General features: G+C 62.0%; 13 protein-coding genes. 2 read left to right on the forward strand and 11 right to left on the reverse strand.

All coding sequences use genetic code 11. The features are described from left to right. The first annotated feature begins 80 nt into the window (after window positions 1-80). Window positions 81-2,942 carry a hypothetical protein gene (locus tag PMN64_RS11185; RefSeq protein WP_411780718.1) on the forward strand — a complete coding sequence of 954 codons (2,862 nt, stop codon included), beginning with the start codon at window positions 81-83 and terminating at the stop codon, window positions 2,940-2,942. Window positions 2,943-3,066: 124 nt separating this feature from the next. On the opposite strand, the gene PMN64_RS11190 is transcribed toward PMN64_RS11185, so the two are convergent. The 8 genes from PMN64_RS11190 to PMN64_RS11225 all read right to left on the reverse strand — a co-directional run bounded on the left by PMN64_RS11190 (window position 3,067) and on the right by PMN64_RS11225 (window position 15,847). Then, window positions 3,067-4,494, reverse strand: a complete 1,428-nt coding sequence (locus tag PMN64_RS11190) for an HlyD family type I secretion periplasmic adaptor subunit (RefSeq protein ID WP_411780719.1) — start codon at window positions 4,492-4,494, stop codon at window positions 3,067-3,069. Then, entirely contained in the window at window positions 4,481-7,123 is a 2,643-nt protein-coding gene (locus PMN64_RS11195; protein WP_411780720.1) for a type I secretion system permease/ATPase, read from the reverse strand. The genes PMN64_RS11190 and PMN64_RS11195 overlap by 14 nt, the downstream gene beginning before the upstream one ends. A 576-nt stretch (window positions 7,124-7,699) precedes the next feature. Next, entirely contained in the window at window positions 7,700-9,190 is a 1,491-nt protein-coding gene (locus PMN64_RS11200; protein ID WP_411780721.1) for a hypothetical protein, read from the reverse strand. A 372-nt stretch (window positions 9,191-9,562) separates the two neighbouring features. Beyond that, window positions 9,563-10,777 (reverse strand): glycoside hydrolase family 5 protein, encoded by a 1,215-nt coding sequence (locus PMN64_RS11205; protein WP_411780722.1) that lies wholly within the window; start codon window positions 10,775-10,777, stop codon window positions 9,563-9,565. A 64-nt stretch (window positions 10,778-10,841) separates the two neighbouring features. Next, complete coding sequence (locus tag PMN64_RS11210; RefSeq protein WP_411780723.1) at window positions 10,842-12,191, reverse strand: O-antigen ligase family protein; 1,350 nt, start codon at window positions 12,189-12,191, stop codon at window positions 10,842-10,844. Between the two features lie 93 nt (window positions 12,192-12,284). Further along, on the reverse strand, window positions 12,285-13,466 hold the full coding sequence (locus PMN64_RS11215; protein ID WP_411780724.1) for a glycosyltransferase family 4 protein: 1,182 nt from the start codon (window positions 13,464-13,466) through the stop codon (window positions 12,285-12,287). 17 nt (window positions 13,467-13,483) lie between these two features. Beyond that, window positions 13,484-14,617: a radical SAM protein gene (locus PMN64_RS11220; RefSeq protein WP_411780725.1), complete on the reverse strand. Its 1,134-nt coding sequence runs from the start codon at window positions 14,615-14,617 to the stop codon at window positions 13,484-13,486. Window positions 14,618-14,626: 9 nt separating this feature from the next. Beyond that, window positions 14,627-15,847 carry a glycosyltransferase family 4 protein gene (locus PMN64_RS11225; RefSeq protein WP_304498226.1) on the reverse strand — a complete coding sequence of 407 codons (1,221 nt, stop codon included), beginning with the start codon at window positions 15,845-15,847 and terminating at the stop codon, window positions 14,627-14,629. A 336-nt stretch (window positions 15,848-16,183) separates the two neighbouring features. Between PMN64_RS11225 and PMN64_RS11230 the strand changes: the two genes are divergently transcribed. Further along, window positions 16,184-17,197, forward strand: coding sequence for a polysaccharide deacetylase family protein (locus tag PMN64_RS11230; protein WP_245288758.1), 1,014 nt, complete (start codon window positions 16,184-16,186; stop codon window positions 17,195-17,197). 115 nt (window positions 17,198-17,312) lie between these two features. Here the strand turns inward: PMN64_RS11230 and PMN64_RS11235 are convergent, their stop codons facing one another. From PMN64_RS11235 to PMN64_RS11245, 3 genes are all read right to left on the reverse strand, one after another. Then, a complete protein-coding gene (locus tag PMN64_RS11235; protein ID WP_411780726.1) occupies window positions 17,313-18,254 on the reverse strand; it encodes an FkbM family methyltransferase in 942 nt (313 codons plus the stop codon). 83 nt (window positions 18,255-18,337) lie between these two features. Further along, window positions 18,338-19,801, reverse strand: coding sequence for an oligosaccharide flippase family protein (locus PMN64_RS11240; protein WP_411780727.1), 1,464 nt, complete (start codon window positions 19,799-19,801; stop codon window positions 18,338-18,340). Between the two features lie 350 nt (window positions 19,802-20,151). Further along, window positions 20,152-21,315: a Wzz/FepE/Etk N-terminal domain-containing protein gene (locus tag PMN64_RS11245; protein ID WP_411780728.1), complete on the reverse strand. Its 1,164-nt coding sequence runs from the start codon at window positions 21,313-21,315 to the stop codon at window positions 20,152-20,154. Between the last annotated feature and the right edge of the window lie 146 nt (window positions 21,316-21,461).

Here is a 21,461-nt window from a genome sequence, read left to right on the forward strand (position 1 = left end):
GGCTGTAGGCTTCGCGCTGCGGTACGGCGCATAATACCGCACCTCAACAGATCGTGTCGCCGTGCGACAGGTGATTGCGGATGGGTCCGGTTATCCTCAAGGACAAGGCAGTTGCCGGCTGCAACATCGCAGATTCGTCGCGCCGGCTGCTGCCCAAGGCGGGACGGTCCGCGCTGTCGTGGACGACTGCTGCCGTGCTCGCAATGGCCTGCGCGCCGGAAACACGGGCGTCCCCGGATCCGGCCCGCCCTTCGACGCAACCGGAGCATTCGGCGGCTACCCGCAGTCCCGGTTTGATTGAAGCCGCAAGGAACGGCGCTGCCGAAGCCTTGCCGCCGGGTCGAGGCGGCAACGACAGACCGGTGCAGGTTGCCCAAGCGACAGTCGGCGACCCGGGGCAGGCTTCGAAGCGGGAATACAACTGGGCGGAGTCGCTCTCCTGCGAACTTACGAATGCAAGACGTGACATCGAGTTGCTGCAACGTCTCGAGCAGGAGCGCTACCGGGCCGAATCGCTGGAGCAGAGTCTCGCCGCGGCGCGCCGCGATATCGAGGCCCGGGCCGCGTTGACGGACAAAGCGGCCGAAGAGAAGCAGGCCGCGCAGGGCGGCGCGGAGTTGCTGAACTCCCTGCAAGAGACGCGTGAGCGGGCGGAGCACCTGGAGCGGGATCTGGCGGCAGCGCGGCGTGATGTCGAAACCCAGACCGTGCTGGCGACAAGGGCGGGTGAGGAAGCGTCTCGGCTGAAAGCAGCGGCGGAAGGCGGCGTGGCGGATCTGCAACGGGAGCGCGAACGGTCCGCGCGGCTCGAGCAGGATCTCGAGGCATCGCGCCGCAACGTCGAGACCCAGACTGCGCTGGCGGCGAAGGCAGGCGAGGAGGTTTCCCGGCTGAAAGGGATGCGTGAAAGCGGCGCTACGGAGCTGCAGTCGTCCCTGCAAAGGGAGCGCGAGCGGAGCGCGCAGCTGGAGCAGGATTTGGCGGCAGCGCGGCGCGATGTCGAGACCCAGATGGCGCTGGCGACAACGACAAAGCAAGAAGCTCTGCGGCAGAAGCAGGCAGCGGACGTCGGAGCTGCCGAGCTCAGGCAATCGCGTGAACGAGCTGAGGCGCTGGCTCAGGACCTCTCCCTGTCGCGGAGCTCGATCTATGCATACGAAGCCCAAGCCCGCAAATCCGGAGACGAAGCGACGGAGCTCAGGCAGGCGGTTGCAAGCTGCACGGCTTCGGTCAGCAAATTCACGCCCGATGAAGGTGAGCGGTTCGCGCGGCTGGAGCGGGATCTTGCGGCCGCCCGCAGCAAGGTCGAGACCCAGGCCGCGCTGGCGACCAAAGCAGGCGAGGAGGTTTCCCGACTGAAACAGGAGAGCGAAAGCGGAGCGGCCGAGTCGCAGGGCTCCCTGCAAAAGGTGCGAGAGCGGTCCGCAAGGCTGGAGCAGGATCTCGCGGTCGCGCGGCGTGACGTCGAGGCCCAGACCGCGCTGGCGGCAAAGGCGGCCGATGAAACCCTGCGGCAGAAGCGGACGGTGGAGGCCGGGGCCGCCGAGCTGCGGGAATCGCGTGCCAAGGCCGACGCGCTGGCACAGGAGCTTTCGCAGACGCGAAGCACGATCTACGCCTTCGAGGCGCAGGCACGCAAAGCCGGTGAAGAAGCGGCGGAGCTCAGGCAGGCGGCTGAGAGCGGCGCAGCTTCGGTTCGCAAATCCACACCGGACGCACGTGAGCGACTCGCGCGGCTGGAGCAGGATCTTGCGGCCGCCCGCAGCGATGTCGAGATCCAGACCGCGCTGGCGGCGAAAGCAGGCGAGGAAACCGCCCGACTGAAGCGGGAAAGGGAGAGCGGTGCGGCGGAGTTGCAGAACTCACTGCAAGCGGCGCGGGCCGACCGGCTGGAGCAGGATCTTGCGGCAGCGCGGCGCGATGTCGCGACCAAGACGGCCCTGGTGACGAAAGCAGACGAGGAAGTGTCCCGGCTGAAGGCGGCGGAGAAGAGCGGTGCGGCCGACCTGCAAAAGGAGCGTGAGCGGTCCGCCCGGCTGGAGCAGGATGTTGCGGCAGCGCGGCGCGATGTCGCGACCAAGACGGCCCTGGTGACGAAAGCAGACGAGGAAGCGTCCCGGCTGAAGACGGCGGAGAAGGGCGGTGCGGCCGACCTGCAAAAGGAGCGAGAGCGGTCCGCCCGGCTGGAGCAGGATCTGGCGGCAGCGCGACGCGATATCGAGAGCAAGGCCGTGCTCGTGACCGAAGCGGGCAAAGAAACGTCCCGGCTGCAAGCGGCGGGAAAGAGCGCTGCGGCGGACCTGCAAAAGGAGCGTGAGCGGTCCGCGCGGCTGGAGCAGGATCTGGCGGCAGCGCATCGCGACAGCGAGACCCAGACGGCGCGGGCGGCAAAGGCAGGCGAGGAAATCGTGCTGCAGAAGCAGGCAGCGGAAGCCAGCGCTGCCGAATTGAGGCAATTGCGCGCCAGGGCCGACGTGCAGGCGCAGCACCTCCCTCTGTCGCGGAGCGCAATCCATGCCTATGAGGTCGAGGATCGCAAAGCGCACGGCGCGGCGGTGACGACCGGTGCGACCGCGCGCGACAAGTCCATCGAAGTGGCCACCAATCCAACCGCCGAACAGACACGAGCGGCGCCCGCTCGCGCGGTTGCGCAGCCTGTTCCCGAGCAGGCTGCTGAAGCGGGAGGGTTGGTCGCGCGGGCGAGCTCCTTGCTGCGTCAGGGCGACATAGGCGCGGCGCGGCTTGTACTCGAGCGCGCCGTGGAAATGGGCAGCGCCCAGGCGAGCTTCGCGCTGGCAGAAACCTACGATCCCCTGATTCTTGCGAAATGGGGGACTTACGGCACGCGCGGTGACGAGCGCAGGGCACAAGACCTCTATGCCAAGGCCAACGCCGCGGGAGTCCAGGAGGCGAAATCGCGCCTGGAGGCGCTGCGCCGATAGCGCATGCGCCAACCCACCGGCAATTTCACCGCAATCGTCTTAACGACCGGCGCCACCGCGATCAGCTTCGCTCTGAAGCGAGTGGCGCGTCGCTCGGCCGCAATGTCCGGCGACGCGCTTCGCTTTACCGTTCGCGCAGGGCCTCCTGCCGGTAGCGTGCCAGCGGCGAAAGCAGGTAGCTGATGATCCTGCGCGTGCCGGTCTTGATTTCGACCGTCACCGCCATGCCCGGCCCGAGCTTGACGAGCTTGTCCTCGATCTGCATGTGCGTCCGGTCGAGCGAAACGCGCGCGGCATATTCCAGCTCCTGGCCTTTAGGCTCGCTGCTGCTCTGTGCCGTGCCCAGTGTCCGATCATTGGGGCTGCCCTGTTGCTTATCGCGCGTGATGGCATCCGTCGACACGCTGAGCACATCGCCATGAAGAAGCCCGTACCGGGTGAAGTTGAACGTATCGACCTTGATCTCCGCCTTCTGGCCGGGATGAACGAAGCCGATGTCGCGGTTCGAGAGCATGGCCTCAATCTCGAGCTGGCTCTCGCTCGGGACCACGACGGCCAGCGCCTGAGCGGGCGTCACCACGCCGCCCACCGTATGAACGGCAAGCTGCTGCACGACGCCGTCGACCGGCGCAGTCAGGCTCTGCAGTTTCGTTCGCCGATCCGCCTTGACCACCTCCTGGGCGGCGCTCGCAGCCTTCTGCTCGGCCTTCGCAAGGGCATCATAGGTCGCGCGGCGATACTCCGCGGCAGTCTTGTCCTTGGTCTCCTTCAGCAGCGCGATCGCCGCATCGGCTTCGCGCAGCCGGCTCTGCTGCAGGACGAGGTCCTGCTGCATGGCGACCAGCTCCTGATATTCGGAGAGATAGACGACCTTCGACGCCAATGCCTTCTCGACGAGACCCTTGCGGATGTCGACGCGCTCCTTCAGTACCGGGATCGTCGCCTCCAGCTTGTCGACGCTCGCCGACGTGGTCGCCCGTTCCGCCTCCTTTTGCCCCTGCTGGCGCTCGATTTCAGAAAGCTTTGCGCTCTGTTCGGCGCGCTGGCTGATCAGGAACTGGCGATGCATCTCGATTTCGGCCGCACTTGCGTTTTGCGGCGGCCGGAAGGCCGCGAGCGGGTCTGCGGCCAGCGCGGCGCGCAGCCGCGCGACGTCCAGTTCGGCTGCAAGCAGATCGCTCTTCTGGCGCTCCTGGTCGGCTTCCGTCATTGTCGGGTCCAGCTCGATCAGGACGTCGCCGGCCTTGACGCTCTGGCCGTCGCGGACGCGGATGGCGCGGACCACACCCGTCTCGAACGGCTGGATCAGCTTGGTGCGCCCGCCCGGCACGATCTTGCCGGTCGCGCTCGCGACGATATCGACGCTGCCGAGCGTCGCCCACAACAGCGCGATGCAGAACGCGGCGATGATGCAGGCCCCGATCGCGCGCCCGATCGGCGATGGCGGCGATTCGGCGATCTCGAGCGCCGCCGGCAGAAAGGCGATTTCGTGCTCGCGGCGGCGAGGTTCGCGTCTCGGGAACGCGACGACATTGCGGCTAGCGGACGTCATGGATACCGGCCTGCAGATAATGGAGATTGGCGTAACGGCCGTTGGTGCGGATCAGCTCGTCATGGCTGCCGTCCTCGACGATGCGGCCATGCTCGAGGGTGATGATCCGGTTTGCATTGCGCACCGTCGACAGCCGGTGGGCGATGACGAACACGGTCCGGCCGGCGGAAATCCGCCTCATGTTCTGTTGGATCGCGCGCTCGCTTTCGTAGTCCAGCGCGCTGGTCGCCTCGTCCAGGATCAGGATGCGCGGATCGGTGATGAGTGCACGCGCGATTGCGATTCGCTGGCGCTGCCCGCCGGACAGGCTGCTGCCGCGCTCGCCCACGACGGTGTCGTAACCCTCCGGCAGTTCGAGGATGAAGTCGTGGGCGCCGGCTAGCTCCGCCGCTTCGATGACGCGCTCCATCGGCATCGCCGGATCGGCCAGCGCGATGTTGTCGCGGACCGTGCAGTTGAACAGTACGTTCTCCTGCAACACGACACCGATCTGGCGCCGCAGCCAGCTCAGATCGACCATCGCGAGATCGACGCCGTCGACCAGCACGCGTCCGCTCTCCGGGACATAGAGACGCTGGATCAGCTTGGTGATGGTGCTCTTGCCCGAGCCGGATGAACCCACGATGCCGATGACCTGGCCTGGCTCGACGCTGAAGGACACGTCGTGCAGCACCTCGGGGCCGTCGATGCGGTAGCGGAAAGTCGCGTGCTCGAATGTGACCTGGCCGCGGATCGGCGGCAGCGCCGCGCGGGCCGGCGTGAAGCTCGGCTCGGGAATGGTGTTGAGGATGTCGCCGAGACGATCAATCGACAGGCGGGCTTGATGGAAGTCCTGCCAGATCTGTGCGAGCCGCAGAACCGGCGCGCTGACGCGCGCGGCCAGCATGTTGAACGCGACGAGCTCGCCGACAGTCAGGTCCCCGCTGACCACCAGGCGGGCGCCGAAGTACAGGGTCGCGGCGATGACCAGCTTGTTGATCATCTGGACCGCCTGGCTCGCCGTGTTGTTCAGGCTGAGCACGCGGAAGCTTGCGGACACATAGCCGGCGAGCTGCTCCTCCCAGCGGCGCTGCATCTGCGGCTCGACCGCCATGGCCTTTAGCGTCTCGATACCGGTGACGCTCTCGACCAGGAAGGCCTGGTTCTCGGAGCCGCGATTGAATTTCTCGTCGAGGCGCCGACGGAACAGCGGCGCGGCTCCCGCGGAGATGCCGATGTAGAGCGGAAAGGACGCCAGCACGATCCACGTCAACGTCGTCGAGTAATAGAACATCACCGCAAGGAAGACGACGGTGAACAGCAGATCGATCACCAGCGTGAGCGCCGAGCTGGTCAGGAACTGGCGAATGTTCTCGAGCTCGCGGACACGCGCCACCGAATCGCCGACGCGGCGGGTCTGGAAATAGGCGATCGGCAGCGCCAACAGGTGACGGAACAGCCTGGCGCCGAGCTCGACGTCGATACGGTTTGTCGTATGCGCAAACTGGTAGACGCGCAGCGTCTCGAGAACGGCCTCGAACACGGTCAGCACGACAAGCCCGACGACCAGCACGTCGAGCGTGCTCATGCTTCGATGCACGAGCACCTTGTCGATCACCACCTGGAAGAACAGCGGTGAGACAACCGCGAAGATCTGAAGGAAGAACGACGCCGCCAGCACCTCGCCGAGCAGGCGACGATACTTTTGCATGGCGCCGACGAACCAGGAGATATCGAAGCGCCGCGCGAGATCGGTCAGGCTGGCGCGCCGGGCCATCAGGATGATGCCGCCGTCCCAGATGGCCTCGAGTTGGGCCTGGGTGATTGCTTCGGGGCGCGGAGACAGCGGGCGCTGAACGAGAAGCTTGTCGTCGATAACCTTGCCGAGGATCAGGAAGCTGCCGTCGCGCAGCACCGCAATTCCCGGCAGCGGGGTGACCGCAAGCCTGTTCCAGCTCGTCCTCTGCACCTTTGCCTTGAGCCCGAAATCCTTGGCGCAGCGCAGGATTTCAGTAACGCCGAGGCGCGCTGAGCCGATGCGGTGGCGAATTTGACCGGGGTCGGCAGCGATTCCATGGCAACGCAGCAAGATCGCCAGTGCAATGAGCCCGGATTCATCGTCATGCTCGGATTCGACGCCGGCGGCCGGGGATTCGGTGTTTGCCGGATGGTCTGCGGCATCGTCGAGAGGCCCGCGCATCAGGATGCCGGGTCTCATCGCCAAGAGGCCCTTCGTGAGTCCGTCACGGGCACGCATCAGGCCCTCGCCGGCGCGGTGCATCAGGCCGGCGCCCAGGTCAAACGAGCGCGTGCGGATGTCGGAAAATGCATGACGTGCGCGCTGCGCGAGGCTCTGTGATCCAGCACAGATCAAACCGCCATCCCAGATCGCTTCGAATTCCGCGCGCGTCATCCGGCTCGGATGCGGCGAGGTCGGGTGCAGCACAAGCGCCACCTGGTCGTCGATCTTGCCCAGCAGCAGAAATCCGCCGTCACGCAGCGAGGCGATTCCGGGCAGCTGGATGCCCGCAAGGCGGGTCCAATCCATTGTCCGCGAACGGACTTTGACTCCGAATTCGCGCGCGCAGCGAAGCATCGCGCGAATGCCGATCTCGTCGCTCCCGCAACGATCGCGGAGCTGGTCCGGCACAGTATTCACGCCATGGAGGCGCAGGAACAGAGCTAGCGCGCGAAGCCCTAGATCTGCAGCGGGGGCATTTCCGTTCTGGATCGCCATTCTTACTCAACCCTTCGCGGCTACCCGGCCGCGGTTGTGTTCCTTCTCATGCATTTCCAAAGACTGGGAATTCCAATGCCGCGCATCGACAGAGCATGCGACATACCGCTTGCTCGCAGCCAAAAGGCGCAAGCAACATCAAAGCACTAGGGCCTCGAACCGCGAGGGGATTTCAAAGCAGTGGGATTTTAGACCTGCCCCCCGACTGCTGAACCGGTTCGTTAATGCGCAAAAATGGCGAAAAAAGTTTCAAATCTTGATTTTTGCACCGGTAAATTGCGCGCAAATTTGCCGCATACCCGAACCCGTTGCGCCAGCACGCGTTTTGATCGCTCGGAAACAAATGCGGGCGATGAAGCCAACCGAGATCAAGACCCGCGCGTGACAGTCCCTTCGCCGTTACCGTCGGCGATCGACCGCCCGTTTCCAATTCCCAACACGTTGATGGTACTGCACCCGGGCGCAGAGCCCCCGGGTGCAGTAGCCGGATCAACCCTGAGGTTTGCTCAGGAACGAGTTGTGCGTCCAGCCGGTCCCATTCGACATGGCCGCTGCGATCTGACCACCGTCGACCCGACCGGAGCTACCGGCCAGATACTGGTTCAGCAGCGCAAAGCCCTGGCTTGCCTGGGACGCTCGCGTGCCTTGATCGCCCCAACCGGTCATCTGCGATGCCGTGTTCGCCAGTGTGCTGGAGTCCACGCCCATCTGCTGCTGCCACTGCGCAAAGCCGTGGTTTGCCCAGTTGCCGGTGTTTCCGCCAGTCGAGCTGGACGGCCGGGGATCCGTCACGCGGATCGTCTGCGGGTCCGACGACATCACAGCGCCGGTGGTCGGATCCATAGCGCTCGCGGTCAGCGTGAGGTTCGCGACCGGATGAGCATTGCCCTTGTAGTTCGATGTCAGCGTCAATCCGCTGTCGACCTGCGCGGACGTCAGGGTGATGTTGTTGCCCCTGAGCGTCGTGCCATCGCCGGTCGTGATCGTCTCGTATCGCGGCAGTCCCATGATATTCAGGGTGAGATTATCGTTGGGGTCGGTCGTTGTGAGAGTCGTCCCCAGGTCGACCTGACCGCCTCTGCCGGCCACCCAGAGCGACTTGTCCGCGACGTCGAGCACCGGAGCAGTCACGCTCGGAGTCGTGGGGGTTGTCGGCGTCGTGGGGTCGGTCGGCGTTGTCGGCTGCGACGGTATCGTCGGGTCGGTCGGCGTTGTCGGCGTCGTCGGCGTTGCCGTCGTCGGCGGCGTCGTCGGCTGCGTCGGTGTTGTCGGCGTCGTGGGCGTCGTCGGCGAAGAGGTACCCTTCAGCGGAGGCGGCAGGTCGGCCTGCAACTGCGCAGACGTCATCGAGGTGAAGTAAAGGGTCTTGTAGCTCGTCGTCAGTTCGACCCAATCGCTCATCCCGGCACCGGGATTGTTGGAGAACCCGTCGACGTATGCGGCTGTTGGGGTCGACCACCAATCAGCTCCCAGATCGGCAACGAGATGCTCGTTCGGATCAGTGGTCCTCATATTGGCTTGGACGTAGACCCCATCGACCGTTCCGGCCGAATAGCTGCCGCGTGAGCCCGGCCAGAAATGGTCGTTGTATCCACTGAGAGGCGCAGCGCCCATCGCGCTGCCGTCCGCCTGCCTTGTCACGCTCCAGGCAGAGTTCGTGTTTCCGGAAAAGTCGGCGAGAAACTGAGATCCGGCGATCGGGTCCGTCGCCTGATCTTGCACGAGAGCCCAGCCGCCAGTTTTCAGATGCACCCACGTCTGGAAGTCGGCGATCTGAACGTTGGCCGGATTGGAGTCGTTGGTTGCCCCGGATTTGGGATAGACCTGTCCCCATCCCGTGACGGAGGTGAAATTGGAGGGCGGGGTGCTGCCTGTATGGCCGGTGCTCCCGCCGTACCAGGAATAGCTTGAGGGGACCCCAAGCGGAAACCCTTCGCTGTTGCCAGGCGTGTTTTGATAGATGACATCGGTCAGCGCCACTTTAGTTCTCCATTGCAGACCAAATTTAAGGACGAGGAATTCCGCTGCCGCGCATCAGAGATGTGCGACAGATTGCATGCTCGCGACTTCAGCCGCGAACAGATTCCGATTCCAAAGAATTGCAGCCTCGAACCGCGAGGAGATTTCAAGCAGTGGGATTTTTGGAAGTTGCCCCCCCGACTGCTGAGTCGGTGGGTTAATAATCAAAGATGGCAAAAAAACTTTCAAAGTGTGATTTATACACACGTATAACCTGACCGACATTTACTGCACACGGGCGATTTTCCGCTGAAATTTGCAGCGTTGGTCGGTTTTCGCGCCACATTTGATTTCTGCAAGGCCGCGTCGGCTCGCCTGGCTCAGCCTACGGTCTCATGGATTGCGCAGACCGAGCGCTGTCAGGAGCTCCGGGACAAATGCGCCGTTGTCGCTGGTGATGCGAAACGACTCATCGAGGTCATGAACGCACCAACCAAATCCGTTTTCCTCGACGGCCTGACGCACCGACTGCAACCACGTCGCCCGATCCGATAACGCGGCACCGGTGCGACCGGCGAAGTCGCCAAAACATCCGAACTCACCGCACATGACGCGCTTGCGATCGACCTTGTTCTTGTCGGACCAGGCGGCGACCTCGCCGACCCTGCGACGGATGAACTCGATACCCTGAGGGACATCGAAATACTGCCCTGCGTTGTTGCTCAACTGCTCGACAAGGTACGTCTTTCGCAACACGGAGGTTTGCTCGTCCGACTTCGCCAGACCCGTCGCGCGCTCGATCACCCGAACGCGGTCGTCGGGTTGTGGGGGAAATTGGAGGCGATGCACATACTTGTTATAGGACACATTCACGCCCTGAAGCGTGAAGATGAACGGCTCGTAGTAGTGGAACACGAATATTGTATTCGCGTCGAAGGCGTTTACGTCGATCGAGAGCAGACCATCGATGCTCGCGTAATTCATTCCTGAAAGGATCAGCGTGTGTTTCGGAGCGGCTGATCGTACCGCGTCGTAAAGATGTTTGAGCTGCTCCGCCCAAGCCGTCTTGGAGCTGAAATCCGACGGCGGCGGCGGTTCATTGAACAGCTCCAGCGCGACCGACTGGGGATTATATCTCGCCTGCAACGCCGCTGCGATGCTCGTCTCCACTTCGACAAGACGCAGAAAATGCGGGCCTGCGATTCCATCGGTCAACGTCTGAATGTTCCAGTCCGTGTGCTCCGTACTGACGTGAACGTCGAATAGCACCTTCATGCCGGCCTGAAGGACGGCGTCGACCGATCGAAGGACAGTTTCGATGCCTGAGGTCAAATCAGCCTTGGTCTCGACCGCGAGCAGCGGCGCTGGATCGACACAGATGCGCAGGAAGTCGACTCCGCTGGCGGCAATTCTTTCGAGCCGCTGTTTCGGCATCCAACTGTCCCAGCCCCTACGGATGTTCCAGGGCTCACCCGTCTGCCAATGCGCGAAGGGCTGCTGGATGTTGATGCCGCGCAGGCGGTCGTGCGACGACGCGAACGCGACGTCCGACTGGCTAGCAAGGGACGGCTCGGCGGTTGGCTGTCCGAAGACCGGCGATCGCGTCACGCCGTACGCAGCCGCGCCGGCGACGGCTCGAAGTGCGTGACGCCGGCTCAATCCAGGTTGAGATCTAGGTGGAGCGCCGTTCTTCCGCGACTGCAAGGTTACGTTCTCCAAATGCTACATCGGCCGGCGAACCGGCGGTCATCAAAAGGTGGCGGAAGGACCATCCGGGGCTTCGTGCGGCGACCGCCTCCGGCTGGGACAGGACTATGAAAACGGTGACGATCAAATGCGAGAACGCCACTGTTTCCCGGTTAAAGCTTTGATCGAGCAATGCAACCAGCGTCACGCCGACAAAGATGGCGACCCAGAAGTGCAGAATTCCGGCTTCCACTGATTTTTTCCCGAATGTGTTGATGAGCCGTCGCCGGTCGGACATTGCAGCCACCGGAAGGCTGAACCAGAACGCGGCAAAGGAGATCAGGCCTACCATGCCCGTATCGAAGAATATCTCCACGAATTGATTGTGTGCCTGCAGAAGGAACGGACTGTAGAGCGGGGTTTGGCCGGGGCCATATCCGATCCAAGCTCGTTCCAACCCAAGTGTGGACAGATAGTACCAGTGGTGAATGCGCCAATGGACCGAGGTCACTGCGGTTTGCCAGTCCCACACCACATATTCGCCGTTCATGATGTAGTCCGGAACGGTTTTCAGGTCCGAGAACAACTCTCCAAATGGAGATGCCCACATGAGGATCGCGAATGCCGCCGCGAACGCGGGAAGCAGGGCAGGCCTCTGGACAAAAAGGTATACGCTGAGGGCCACCCCGAGCAGAGCGACTCCGGTCCTTGAAGCGGAAAGGACCAGGGCAACAACAAACAGCGAGTACACCGCGAGGTGAAAGTGCTGAATGGGAAGCCGCATTTTCCGGCGCGACAGCTCGCAAACGAAAAAGGTCAGCACGATCTCCAGGCTGTAGGGTACGGGGTGCGAGGAAAGACCCGCCACCCGTTCAAACTTGTCGTATTGCGTGACGAGCTCTGCATGACCGGTCAGGTATTGACCGAGCCCCACCGCGGAAATGACGAACAACAGCCACATGTAAACACGATGGAGGCGCGGGCAAAAATCCGGATGACGATAAAGGGCGGCAAGTAGCGTGACGAACATGATCAGGTGCACGTACCTGAACATCTCGTACAAGGCGGTATACTGGTTGACGATCTTGCCGGCTCCGAAGCCATTGGTGACAAAAGACAGGATGCAAGCGGCAACAAAGACGGACATGGCTATCAGGAGTACGAACAGTCTTTTATGTATCCTGACATGTCGCGCGTGCCAGGCGGCCACAACACCGATCCCGATGACGGTGAGCGACAGGATCATGGAAAAGCTCGTCCCGGACAGACGGTCGAGGCCGTTGGAGATCGATCGAAAGAACGTATAGATAAGAAAGTACAGCAGCAGTGTATTCATCTTGAACGTCGCTTTGCTTCGATCGGTTTGAGGCAATACCTCAGCCGCGGGACGGGCATGGCGCGTTGGCCGGCACGCCGCGTGCGCAGCTCGCTAGGCGGTGCTGGGCGGCGCCGTCCGGGACCGCGCATGAGGACCGCCTCGACGAGGCTCGATTGCTCTGCGATAGCATCCGAGAGTGCGCTCCGCGATAGAGCGCCAGTCCTCCCGCTCAGCCAACCAGTTGCGTGTCTTCTCGCGCAGCTCCAACGGCCACGGACTGCGTGCAAACGATGCCAGGCGATCCGCGAGCCCTGATACATCTCCCACATGAAAATAGTGCGCGTCATTCAATCCGATCTCCAGGTGAGCAGGAATGTCACTGGCCACCACGGGCAAACCGAAGCTCAGAGCTTCCAGTAGCGCGATCGGCAAGCCTTCGTGCGAGGATGGCAGAACGAATATGCCTGCGTGGGCGTATAGCTCCCGCAGTGCGAGGCCGCACTGGAAGCCCGCCATGATCACCCCAGCGGTCGCCCCCGCGCGCGCCGCAAGCATTTCGGTATACGCGTCTGGATGCTCGGAGGCGCCGACGAACACGAGCTTCCATCCGGCGAGTCTGGCATCGGCAAAGGCCTGAATCAGGTCGGTGTGCCGCTTCTCTGGTACCAGCCGGCCCACCATAAGCACATATCGTCCCGGCGTAAGCCCAAGCTTCTCCAGCACCGAGGTGCTTTTCGGCACGTCAGGCAAGGTGACGCCGTTTGGAATGAGGTCCGAATTCAAGCCGTACTTGTCCCGCACCAGCTTTCGGATGGTCTGGGAGATGACGATGCGGCCGTCGGAGAATCGCATTCCCCAGGCCTCGCCGGCGCGCAGGGCCATCCTGGCCAATCGGCCCCACTTCTCCCGTTCGTAATCCGGGCCGTGGTGCGTCACGACAACATGCAATCCCAGCAAGCGCGCGAGTGGCGCCATCAAGGCCGGCCCGATGGCCTGGATGTGCAACACGTCCGGCCGCTGCCATGCGGCGACAAGCACTCCGAGGAACGAATGGACGATTGTCTCGAGACCCGAGGTCTTCGGACACCATACCCGCTGGTAACGTACACCCTGCCACTCGTTGCCGCGATCAGGCGGCATATACGAGGAGCGAACGATCACCTCGACATCGCAGCCCAGTTCCTTGAGATGAGGGCAGAGGTGCTCTGCGTGAACTTCCACTCCTCCCTGCACATTGGGAAATCCACGCAGGCCAAGCATGATCACCCGCAGTACCAGATGATCCGCACTCACTGCACCCTCCCGTCAAATTAGTTGTTCATGAATTCCTTGAGCGGATATCGCGCGTCGACCGTTTCTCTCCCGCGCACCAATCGCGCCTTTTGCTTTTCGTTGAGGAATGACGTTCGCTGGACACGCGGAGTAGGCGCGACGTTGGAATAATCAATGTATTGATCGAAGCAGATCGCCCGGCCGAGCTCGACCTTCAGCTTGTTCTTCAGCACCCAGATGAGCGGTCCCATCTTCGGTGCCTGCGGAACCAGCGTTGAGCGCATTGCCGTGCGCGCGGTCGTCACCATCCAGCAGTTTTGTTGGCAGGCGTGAACCTTGGCGACGGAGTTCTTGGCCGCGTCGCTCTCTATGATCTCGCTCCAGGACTGGCGCGCCAAATTGCCCAGCGGCAGGTCCGACCGCACATTGCAGGCCCACACATCTGACCAGGGGTCGATGAATGCGAAATCGGTGCCCGCGCTGCAGCGTATCAGCCGCGGGTGGCCGAGGATCTTTTCAATCAAGCCCAGATTCAGGTAGGCGCGAAACCAGTTCTTCGGCTTGTTGCTCTTGAGCATCGCAGTGATAAGCCCTTCCACTTGCCGGGCCACGGCGACGCGCTCGTAGAAATAGTTGTCGTTCTTGTAGAACTGCCACGCGTTGTGCAGCGTCGAGGTCGCAAGTTCGAACCCCATCGAACGCGCCAGTTCATAGGTTCGAACGAGCTGAGCCACATTCTCGTCCTGGATGACGAAGGCGAATCCCAGGTCTTGCCCGCCTGCCTCCTGCAGCATGCGAAGTCCGGCTACCTTCGTGGCATAGCCGTCCTTCTCGCCGCGGATGCAGTCGCTGGTGGTCGCGTCACCCTCGAGGCTAAAACGAACCTTGATCTTCGGATGCTTCTTGATGATGGGGAGGAGACGCTCGGGATGCAGGCCGTTCGAGCTGATCTCTATAATTCGGGCCTTGGGGTGGAGCAGGTCCACCATCTCGGCCAGATCCTTCCGCAGAGTCGGTTCTCCGCCGGAGATATTGAGATTATCGAACCCCCCAGGAAGCTTCGCCAGGGTCTCGAGCGTGACCTCTTCCTTTGGATCGGTCGGATTCTTCCAGATGTAACACATCTGGCATCTCGAGTTGCAACGAAACGTGGAGATGACGGTGAGGTCCATTTGCAATCCTCAATGCGATGAATGCCGCTCGCTCACCAGTGATCGGTAGACGGCCATCAGTTCGGTGTTATGCTTCTCGAGAGAGAAGTCCGCTTCGACGCGGCTTCTTCCTGCTGCTCCCATGCCTGCACGGCGTGCGGCGTCGCTCATCAGGCAATCGAGGTGACGTCGAAGCTCGTCCGTATTGCCGGGCTCAAACAAGAGCCCCGTCACGCGATCGTCCACGAGCTCCGGAATGCCGCCGACGCGGGTCGCTATGACCGCCTTGCCATAGGCCATCGCCTCCAGCACCGACATCGGGCAGTTCTCGCACCACTCCGAAGGCACAACCACCACCGAAGCCTCGGCGATCGTCTCGTTCAAAGTCTCGCCAGACAGCTGGCCCGCGAAACGCACATTCCGGGTGAATTGCGCCTTCAAATTATCCGCCAGCGGGCCGGAGCCTGCGATGACGAGAGGCCACCGGCAGTCCGCTGCTTCGTGGGCGCGCAACAGCGTCTCCGCACCTTTTCCCGGCGCGAGCCGGCCGCAATAGAGCACGTATCCCTTGTCCCGATCGCTCGCCGAAATGCCGGTGACATCCACGCCATTGTAGAGCACCTGGACCCGGTCCGCTGCGAACCGCGGCAACACCGACTCCCGCATGAACTGACTCGGCGCGAGGAAGCGATCCACCTTCTCGTAGCTGCCGAACCAGCGCTGAATGACCGCCTCCATGTAAAGCGTAGCGCTCTGTGCGATCGAGCCGTCAGCGCAGCGGTGCATCAGCACGTGATGGAAATCTCCGGCGAGACACGACGAACATAATTGGTCCTCTCGCATGCGGGTGTGCACCGGGCACACCGGCTTCGAATCGTGCAGTGTCAGCACGACCGGAATCCCGCGCGACTTGGCGACGCCGACAATCGACGGGGTCAGCTGGTGATAGATGTTGTGGCAATGCATCAGGTCCGGCCGGGTCTCCTCGATCAGGGATGCGAGTTTGCTCACGGCTTCGCGCGAGTGAATCAACGAGAGCGCGCTCTTGATCTTGGCGAGATGGCCGCCGGTCCGGTATTCCTGGCGAGACACGAAGTGATTTGCATAGCGGGATTCGATGTTCCGCTCGTGCTGCATCGCGAAGTCAATGACGTCTGCCCCGCTGCTCGTCAGGAACATTCTTTCCTGAAGCAGCACTGCCTCTGCGCCACCGTTGTTGAACAGAAACTTATTGGCGAGCAGTACTTTCATTAGGGCCCTCGACACGCACATCACAAAGGCCGGCATCACCAGTGGCCGGTGCACTCTGTGTCCGACGAAAAGCTACCGTGAAAGCAGTTCGATGCAGGCGGCGCATTCAGAGTGGAGGCGATGAAATCTGGGGTACCCAGTAGTGAGTACCAGCGCCGTGGTTGCCAGAGCGACGCGGTTTGTTGATAAATGGAGGGCTGTTTCCCATCGGAAACATTGCTGTGTTCACGACGGCTATTTGAGGATGAGCATGGGGAGATCGCACACGCAATCAAATGAGCACCGAAGCCGCTTGGTCGGCTTGCACGCAATCAGCCTGTCCGGTGGTGGCTTCGCGTGAAGCGACTTCTCAGCCGAACCATATTCCATGCGGCTAGTTGGGCGGGATTTGCGCCTGCTTTGCGCAAGGCATTTGCCGGCAGGGCCGCTATCCTGATGTTCCATGAGATTCAGCAGGACTGGCACTCGGAGCTGAAGACCGGTGCATCGCCTGATTTCCTTGAATACACTCTGAAGTGGCTGCGCCAGCAAGGATGGGAGATCGTCAGTCTCGATGCATGTCTCGAGCAACTGGCGGTGGATCCGCAACCCCGCCGGTATGCGGTGCTTACCTTCGACGACGGCTACAAGGACAACGTCACGACTGCATTGCCAATCCTTGAGCGAAATAACGCGCCCTTCACCGTCTATGTTCCAACGGGTGCGGTGACGCGAACGATGCAACCGTGGTGGCTGGGCTTGCGCGACCTGTTCCGCTCGAGAGACAGTCTTGCGATCGACGCAATGAACATGCGATTCAGCTGTCGCGATTTTGACGAGAAAGCATCGGCCCTGGAGAAGGTGAGCAACTGGGTCCATGAGGATTACCAACGAGTCGAAATGCTCGCCCCTACGTTCAGCAAGGCCGATCTATCGCTGGAGGCCTTGAACGACACCTATTTCATCAATGAGCGCGAGCTTCAGGCCCTGGCGCGACACCCCCTGGCTTCGATTGGCGGACACACGGAATCGCATCCAGCACTCGCGTGCCTGAGTGCAGCTTCAGCGCGCGCCGAAATGGCGGGTAATCGCACCTATCTGGAGGCATTGCTTCAGCGCCCGGTCCGGCACGTCGCTTTTCCCTACGGCAACTCCAGGGCATGCGGTCCTCGAGAACAAGATCTCGCGGTGGAAGTCGGTTTTTCGACTGCAGTCACAACTCGGCATGGACAGATACCTGATCGCAAGCCGAATCCGTTTGGGCTTCCTCGCATCGCGGTCGGAGGTCCATCCGACGGCAGAATTCCGTTCGAAGGGCGAATGAATGGCGTCCAGTCGGCGGTCGAGATGCTGTTCGGTCGCAGCAATTGATATCGTGCATTCCGATCGCGTCGAAGAGCCGAGTGCACGCGAATTCTGGCTCGGGCACGAGAAGCGGCCGGCGATCTCGTGCGCCAGGATCGGCCGCCGACAGCGCTCCACACGATCATGCGTGACTGGCGATTCCTGAAATCCAGCGATGGAAGCCGGAGCCGGGCGGGCAGGTCGCGAAATTGTAGCCGATCTTGGGGTTCACCTTCAGGCGATCCAGTGTGCCGAGGTCACTGACTCTCGTGACTGACCCGTCTGCAGCAAGAGAAAACACTGGAAGTCCGAGTGCCTCGAACACATACCTCGTGGTCGCGTGGCTGCGATCCTGGCCATGATCTTCGTAGATGATCAGCGTGTCGCGCTTCAGAACCTGCCGGGCGCCCTTCAGGGCCGCAACCTCCTGGCCCTCGACGTCGAGCTTGATGACGAGCCGATCGCTGTCGGTCAGCTGCTGGTCCCTTGCCAGCGCATCGATCGTTATCGACATGACGGGCTCGGTGTGTGACGGACGGCTGCTCTGCGACGTTACGATGTGTCGGGCCGAATGAGGTCCGTCGTCGGAGAAGAACAGGCTGCGCCCGTCGTACTCGAACAACGCCCTGCGGCAGATCTCGAAGCGCTGATCATTCGCGTCACGGTTCTGCTCGAGAATTGCAAGCGTCTCCCGTGAAGCCTCGACGGCAATCGCGCGCTTGCGACCCAGCATTTCCGACGTGACGAGAACGGACCAGTATCCGATGTTCGCACCGCAATCGAAGAACGTATAGTCGGTATCCTTCAGCCGCAGCAGAAGCGTCGCTATGTCCGGCTCGTAGGTCATGCCGGGCTGGCCGATGAAGAACGCATTCCAGTAGACGTCGTTCAGCTCAAAGTACAAGCGGCTGCCGTCGGCGAAATGCACGCAAGACAGCTGGGAATGCAGAAGCGGCTTGACCGCCCGCATGGCAAGTCCCATGCCGCGCCCGGTACTCCGCGCAACAACCGTGTGCAGAAGCCTCACCAGGCCCATGGAAAGCCGGCTCCCTGACACCTCGTATTCGAATGTACCCCGGTCCATCAGGTACCGCCTCCCGTGCGTAAGTCCGATTGCAGCAGCCGCGTCCTCGGATGACAGCGAACGCATTCAACTACCTCCCCAATTCATGTACGCGTGTCCCGACTGCCGCGAGCAGGCTGCAGGTCAAGAATGGTGGCGCTGGCTTCCGGCCGTATTGCCTCGGTACGCGGTTCGGATGCGCCTCTCCCCGTTGCGCGCCTGACCAACGCGAGGAGCGCCGTGGTGGCCGTGATATCGATCCCTTCCGCCGAATAAATGTAGGCCGCTGACCACGCCCTGGTTGCGATACCTGCGCAGGCGCCGGCAACCGCCGCTCCTGTTGTCCCGAAGGCCAAGGTCGCGCCGATCATGGCCAGGATCCCCACCGCCCAGGTGATCACCACGATGTGCATCGCGGCGCGCTGATGCCCCGTCATGTTCAAGGCGATGGGCCCGATCCCGAAGTATGTCGACACCAGCATGCCGATTGCCAGGACCATCAGGACGCCGTAGGCGCGGGTGAAGGTCTCTCCGAACGCCATCAGCGCGAGGTCGCCGCCAAGCGCCAACGTCGCAACGCAGCCGAGGACAGCGACAAACGCACCCAATGACGCTCCCGACGTGACGCGTGTGATTTCCGCATGACGATTCTCATCGAACAGACGTGCGATGAGGGGCGCCGCGGGAATGCAGAAGGTCGCCAGGAAGAAATCAAGAAGGAGCGCGATCCGGCTGGCAGCGTAGTAATATCCAGCGGCTTCCGGGCCGACCATGACCGAGATGACGACGAGGTCGATCGTGCCGCCCATGATACTGGTGACGCTGGTTACCCAGAAAGGTCCCGAACTGGAAAGGACGTCGCCAAGCCGGTCGTTGGACCGCCTCACCGCCATGGTGAAAACCTTACATCCCTCCGCGAGATGCCGCAGGTAAATGTTCTGAGCGGCGATCAGCACGACCAGGATTGCAGTCGCAATCAGCAGAACGTCTTGCGCCGGCAGCGGATGGCCATACGTCGCGAACAGAACGGCGCCCAGCAATATGATGAGAAACCGCCACAACACGTCCTTCGAAACGAGCGCGAGATTGACGGAGCCGAGCGTGCGCCCTAGCGAGCTCTGCATTTCGATCAAGGACAACGGCAATATCAGAAGCACGCTCGTGGCATATTGCCAGCTTCCGAATATTCCGTCGCGGCCGTGAGCGGCGACGAACGGAAGGAGGGCGATTACGGTCACGGCAACGCTGCCCAGACATGCCACACGAACCCGCTTCGCGACGATCGAGCCGATCTCCGGGTAGTCTTTCCGGGCGGCGATGCTTGGTATTTCCCGCAACACGCGAAATTGCTGACCGACGAGGCCGACCGTGGAGGCGACGAGCGCGAACGTCATTAACGACATGAGCGCACCGTATTCCTCTATGTTCATCATCCGCGCAAAGCTTACGCCGAAGAGGAAGGAGACGACGGCGCCCGAGCATCGGTATGCCAAAGCCAGCCATGACTGCCGGAAGACATTGCTGAACATGGTCGCCGGTCCGCCGGGCGCTTGGGTAAAGCTCGTCATTGCTCAAGCCAACGTTGGTGGACGCCACGTGGCGCCCAGTAATTGTGATCGAGCTCTTGCCCGGAATTCCCGGTTCGGCGCACCTCGCGGGCGGAGGAGCGGACTGCGCGGAGGCTGAGCGTTCAAAGGCGACTCATTGTCAAATCGACACATTGTCGCAGGGTCGAATATAACCCCACGACTGCGGAGAGCGTTCGGCCCTTCTGGATTACCCACTCCGGTGGCCGCAGCGGGAAACATGCTGCCTTCATCGCGATGAAGGCGGTTCGCCGACGCGCACTGTTCGGCGGTGATGTACGGGGGCATTTCAATCGAGCTGGCGGTATCGCGATCGGGAGCCATTCATGCGACTATAAGTCAGGATTGGCCTCCTTGTACGTGTGTTGTTTCTCGACCTTGAACGAACCATCGAAATGGGGCTTGACGCCGCTCGCCTTGAGCCCCTGGACCACTGCAGTTCCTCCGGATGCGGTGCCTGCAGACCTGCGCACGGGCGCGTGTTCCCGGTCAGACCTGTCGCGCAGCAATCCTATTCCAATCCCCAGAAGCATGCCGCCGAGGATCGCTGATCCAAGTATCAATCGGGCGTTTGGCGAGCTGGCCGTGTAGGGATGAGACACCCCGGTGAGCAGACGAGCCTCGAACACCGGCGCGGATTGCTGCTGCATGGCGTCCATGTAACGCAACATCCGGAGGAAGCTGTCATACGTTTTGGCGGCGGCGTCCGCCGTGGCTTCCAGTTCGCGGAGTTCGTCTTGCGTCGTTCCGGTCGATTGCGACGAGGGTGGACCTGCCGCCGCGGTGTTCGCGGGAGCCGCCATGCCGGTCTTGTAATCCGCTACGGCCTTTTTGGCAGTCGACGCCTGGCTGCTCAATTCGTTGACGCGATCCTTGACCCATTTCTCGTTTTGCAGACCCCATTTGTATTTCGCGTCCATTTGCGTCGTAATGTAGGTCTCTACGATGGTGTCCAGGACCTGCGCTGCCCGATCGGGGTCGGCGGAGTTGAAGGCGAGATCGACAATGTAGGTCAGGCCGGCGCGCTTCACTGAAAGCTTGCGCGCGAATGCTTCCATCGCATCACGCGTGACGACGTCCGTGTCCGGTCTGCTCCAGCCGAGCATCCCTGATATCGACCGACTGAAACGGTGCAGGGCGCCGCTGGAGAATTCCCGATCCCCCGCCAAACCGAGCTTCGCGATCGCCGCGCGAGCGACGCTCTCGGACTTCAGGATTGCGACCTGACTTTCGACGGCCGTCGTTGCCGACGCCGTGTCGTTGGAAGAAGCCGACTTGGCGTCGACGATGAGTTGCGCGGTTGCCGTAAACGTCGGAACGGTGACAACGAGATAGAGCAAGCCGGCGCCAAACATCAGAAAACACGTCAGCAGTATGATCGAGAGGCGGCGGCGCAAAAAGGCGAAGCCCTCAGCCACGAATTCGGCCGGCGAACCAAATTCAGGCGGCATCGGGTCCTGAGGTGCCGAATTGTCTGTTCTGTGAGTTTGCAGCATTTGTCTCGAACCTGCAGTTGCTGGTGGCCTACCGAAGCCTCCGCCGATCAAACGGGAACGGGATCGATTGCAATGCCCTTGCGGCCTTGCTGTACGGAGTGCACGCAGCAATCGACATCGCGTTAACAGGCATTCCAATAGACCTT

This window comes from Bradyrhizobium sp. UFLA01-814 (genome assembly GCF_046718885.1).
GTDB lineage: Bacteria > Pseudomonadota > Alphaproteobacteria > Rhizobiales > Xanthobacteraceae > Bradyrhizobium > Bradyrhizobium elkanii.

Coding starts and splice junctions, on each gene's coding strand:
- PMN64_RS11225 (WP_304498226.1), bottom strand. CDS start 15,847: ATGAAAGTACTGCTCGCCAATAAGTTTCTGTTCAACAACGGTGGCGCA.
- PMN64_RS11210 (WP_411780723.1), bottom strand. CDS start 12,191: ATGAATACACTGCTGCTGTACTTTCTTATCTATACGTTCTTTCGATCG.
- PMN64_RS11190 (WP_411780719.1), bottom strand. CDS start 4,494: ATGACGTCCGCTAGCCGCAATGTCGTCGCGTTCCCGAGACGCGAACCT.
- PMN64_RS11185 (WP_411780718.1), top strand. CDS start 81: ATGGGTCCGGTTATCCTCAAGGACAAGGCAGTTGCCGGCTGCAACATC.
- PMN64_RS11245 (WP_411780728.1), bottom strand. CDS start 21,315: ATGCTGCAAACTCACAGAACAGACAATTCGGCACCTCAGGACCCGATG.
- PMN64_RS11235 (WP_411780726.1), bottom strand. CDS start 18,254: ATGGACCGGGGTACATTCGAATACGAGGTGTCAGGGAGCCGGCTTTCC.
- PMN64_RS11220 (WP_411780725.1), bottom strand. CDS start 14,617: ATGGACCTCACCGTCATCTCCACGTTTCGTTGCAACTCGAGATGCCAG.
- PMN64_RS11240 (WP_411780727.1), bottom strand. CDS start 19,801: ATGACGAGCTTTACCCAAGCGCCCGGCGGACCGGCGACCATGTTCAGC.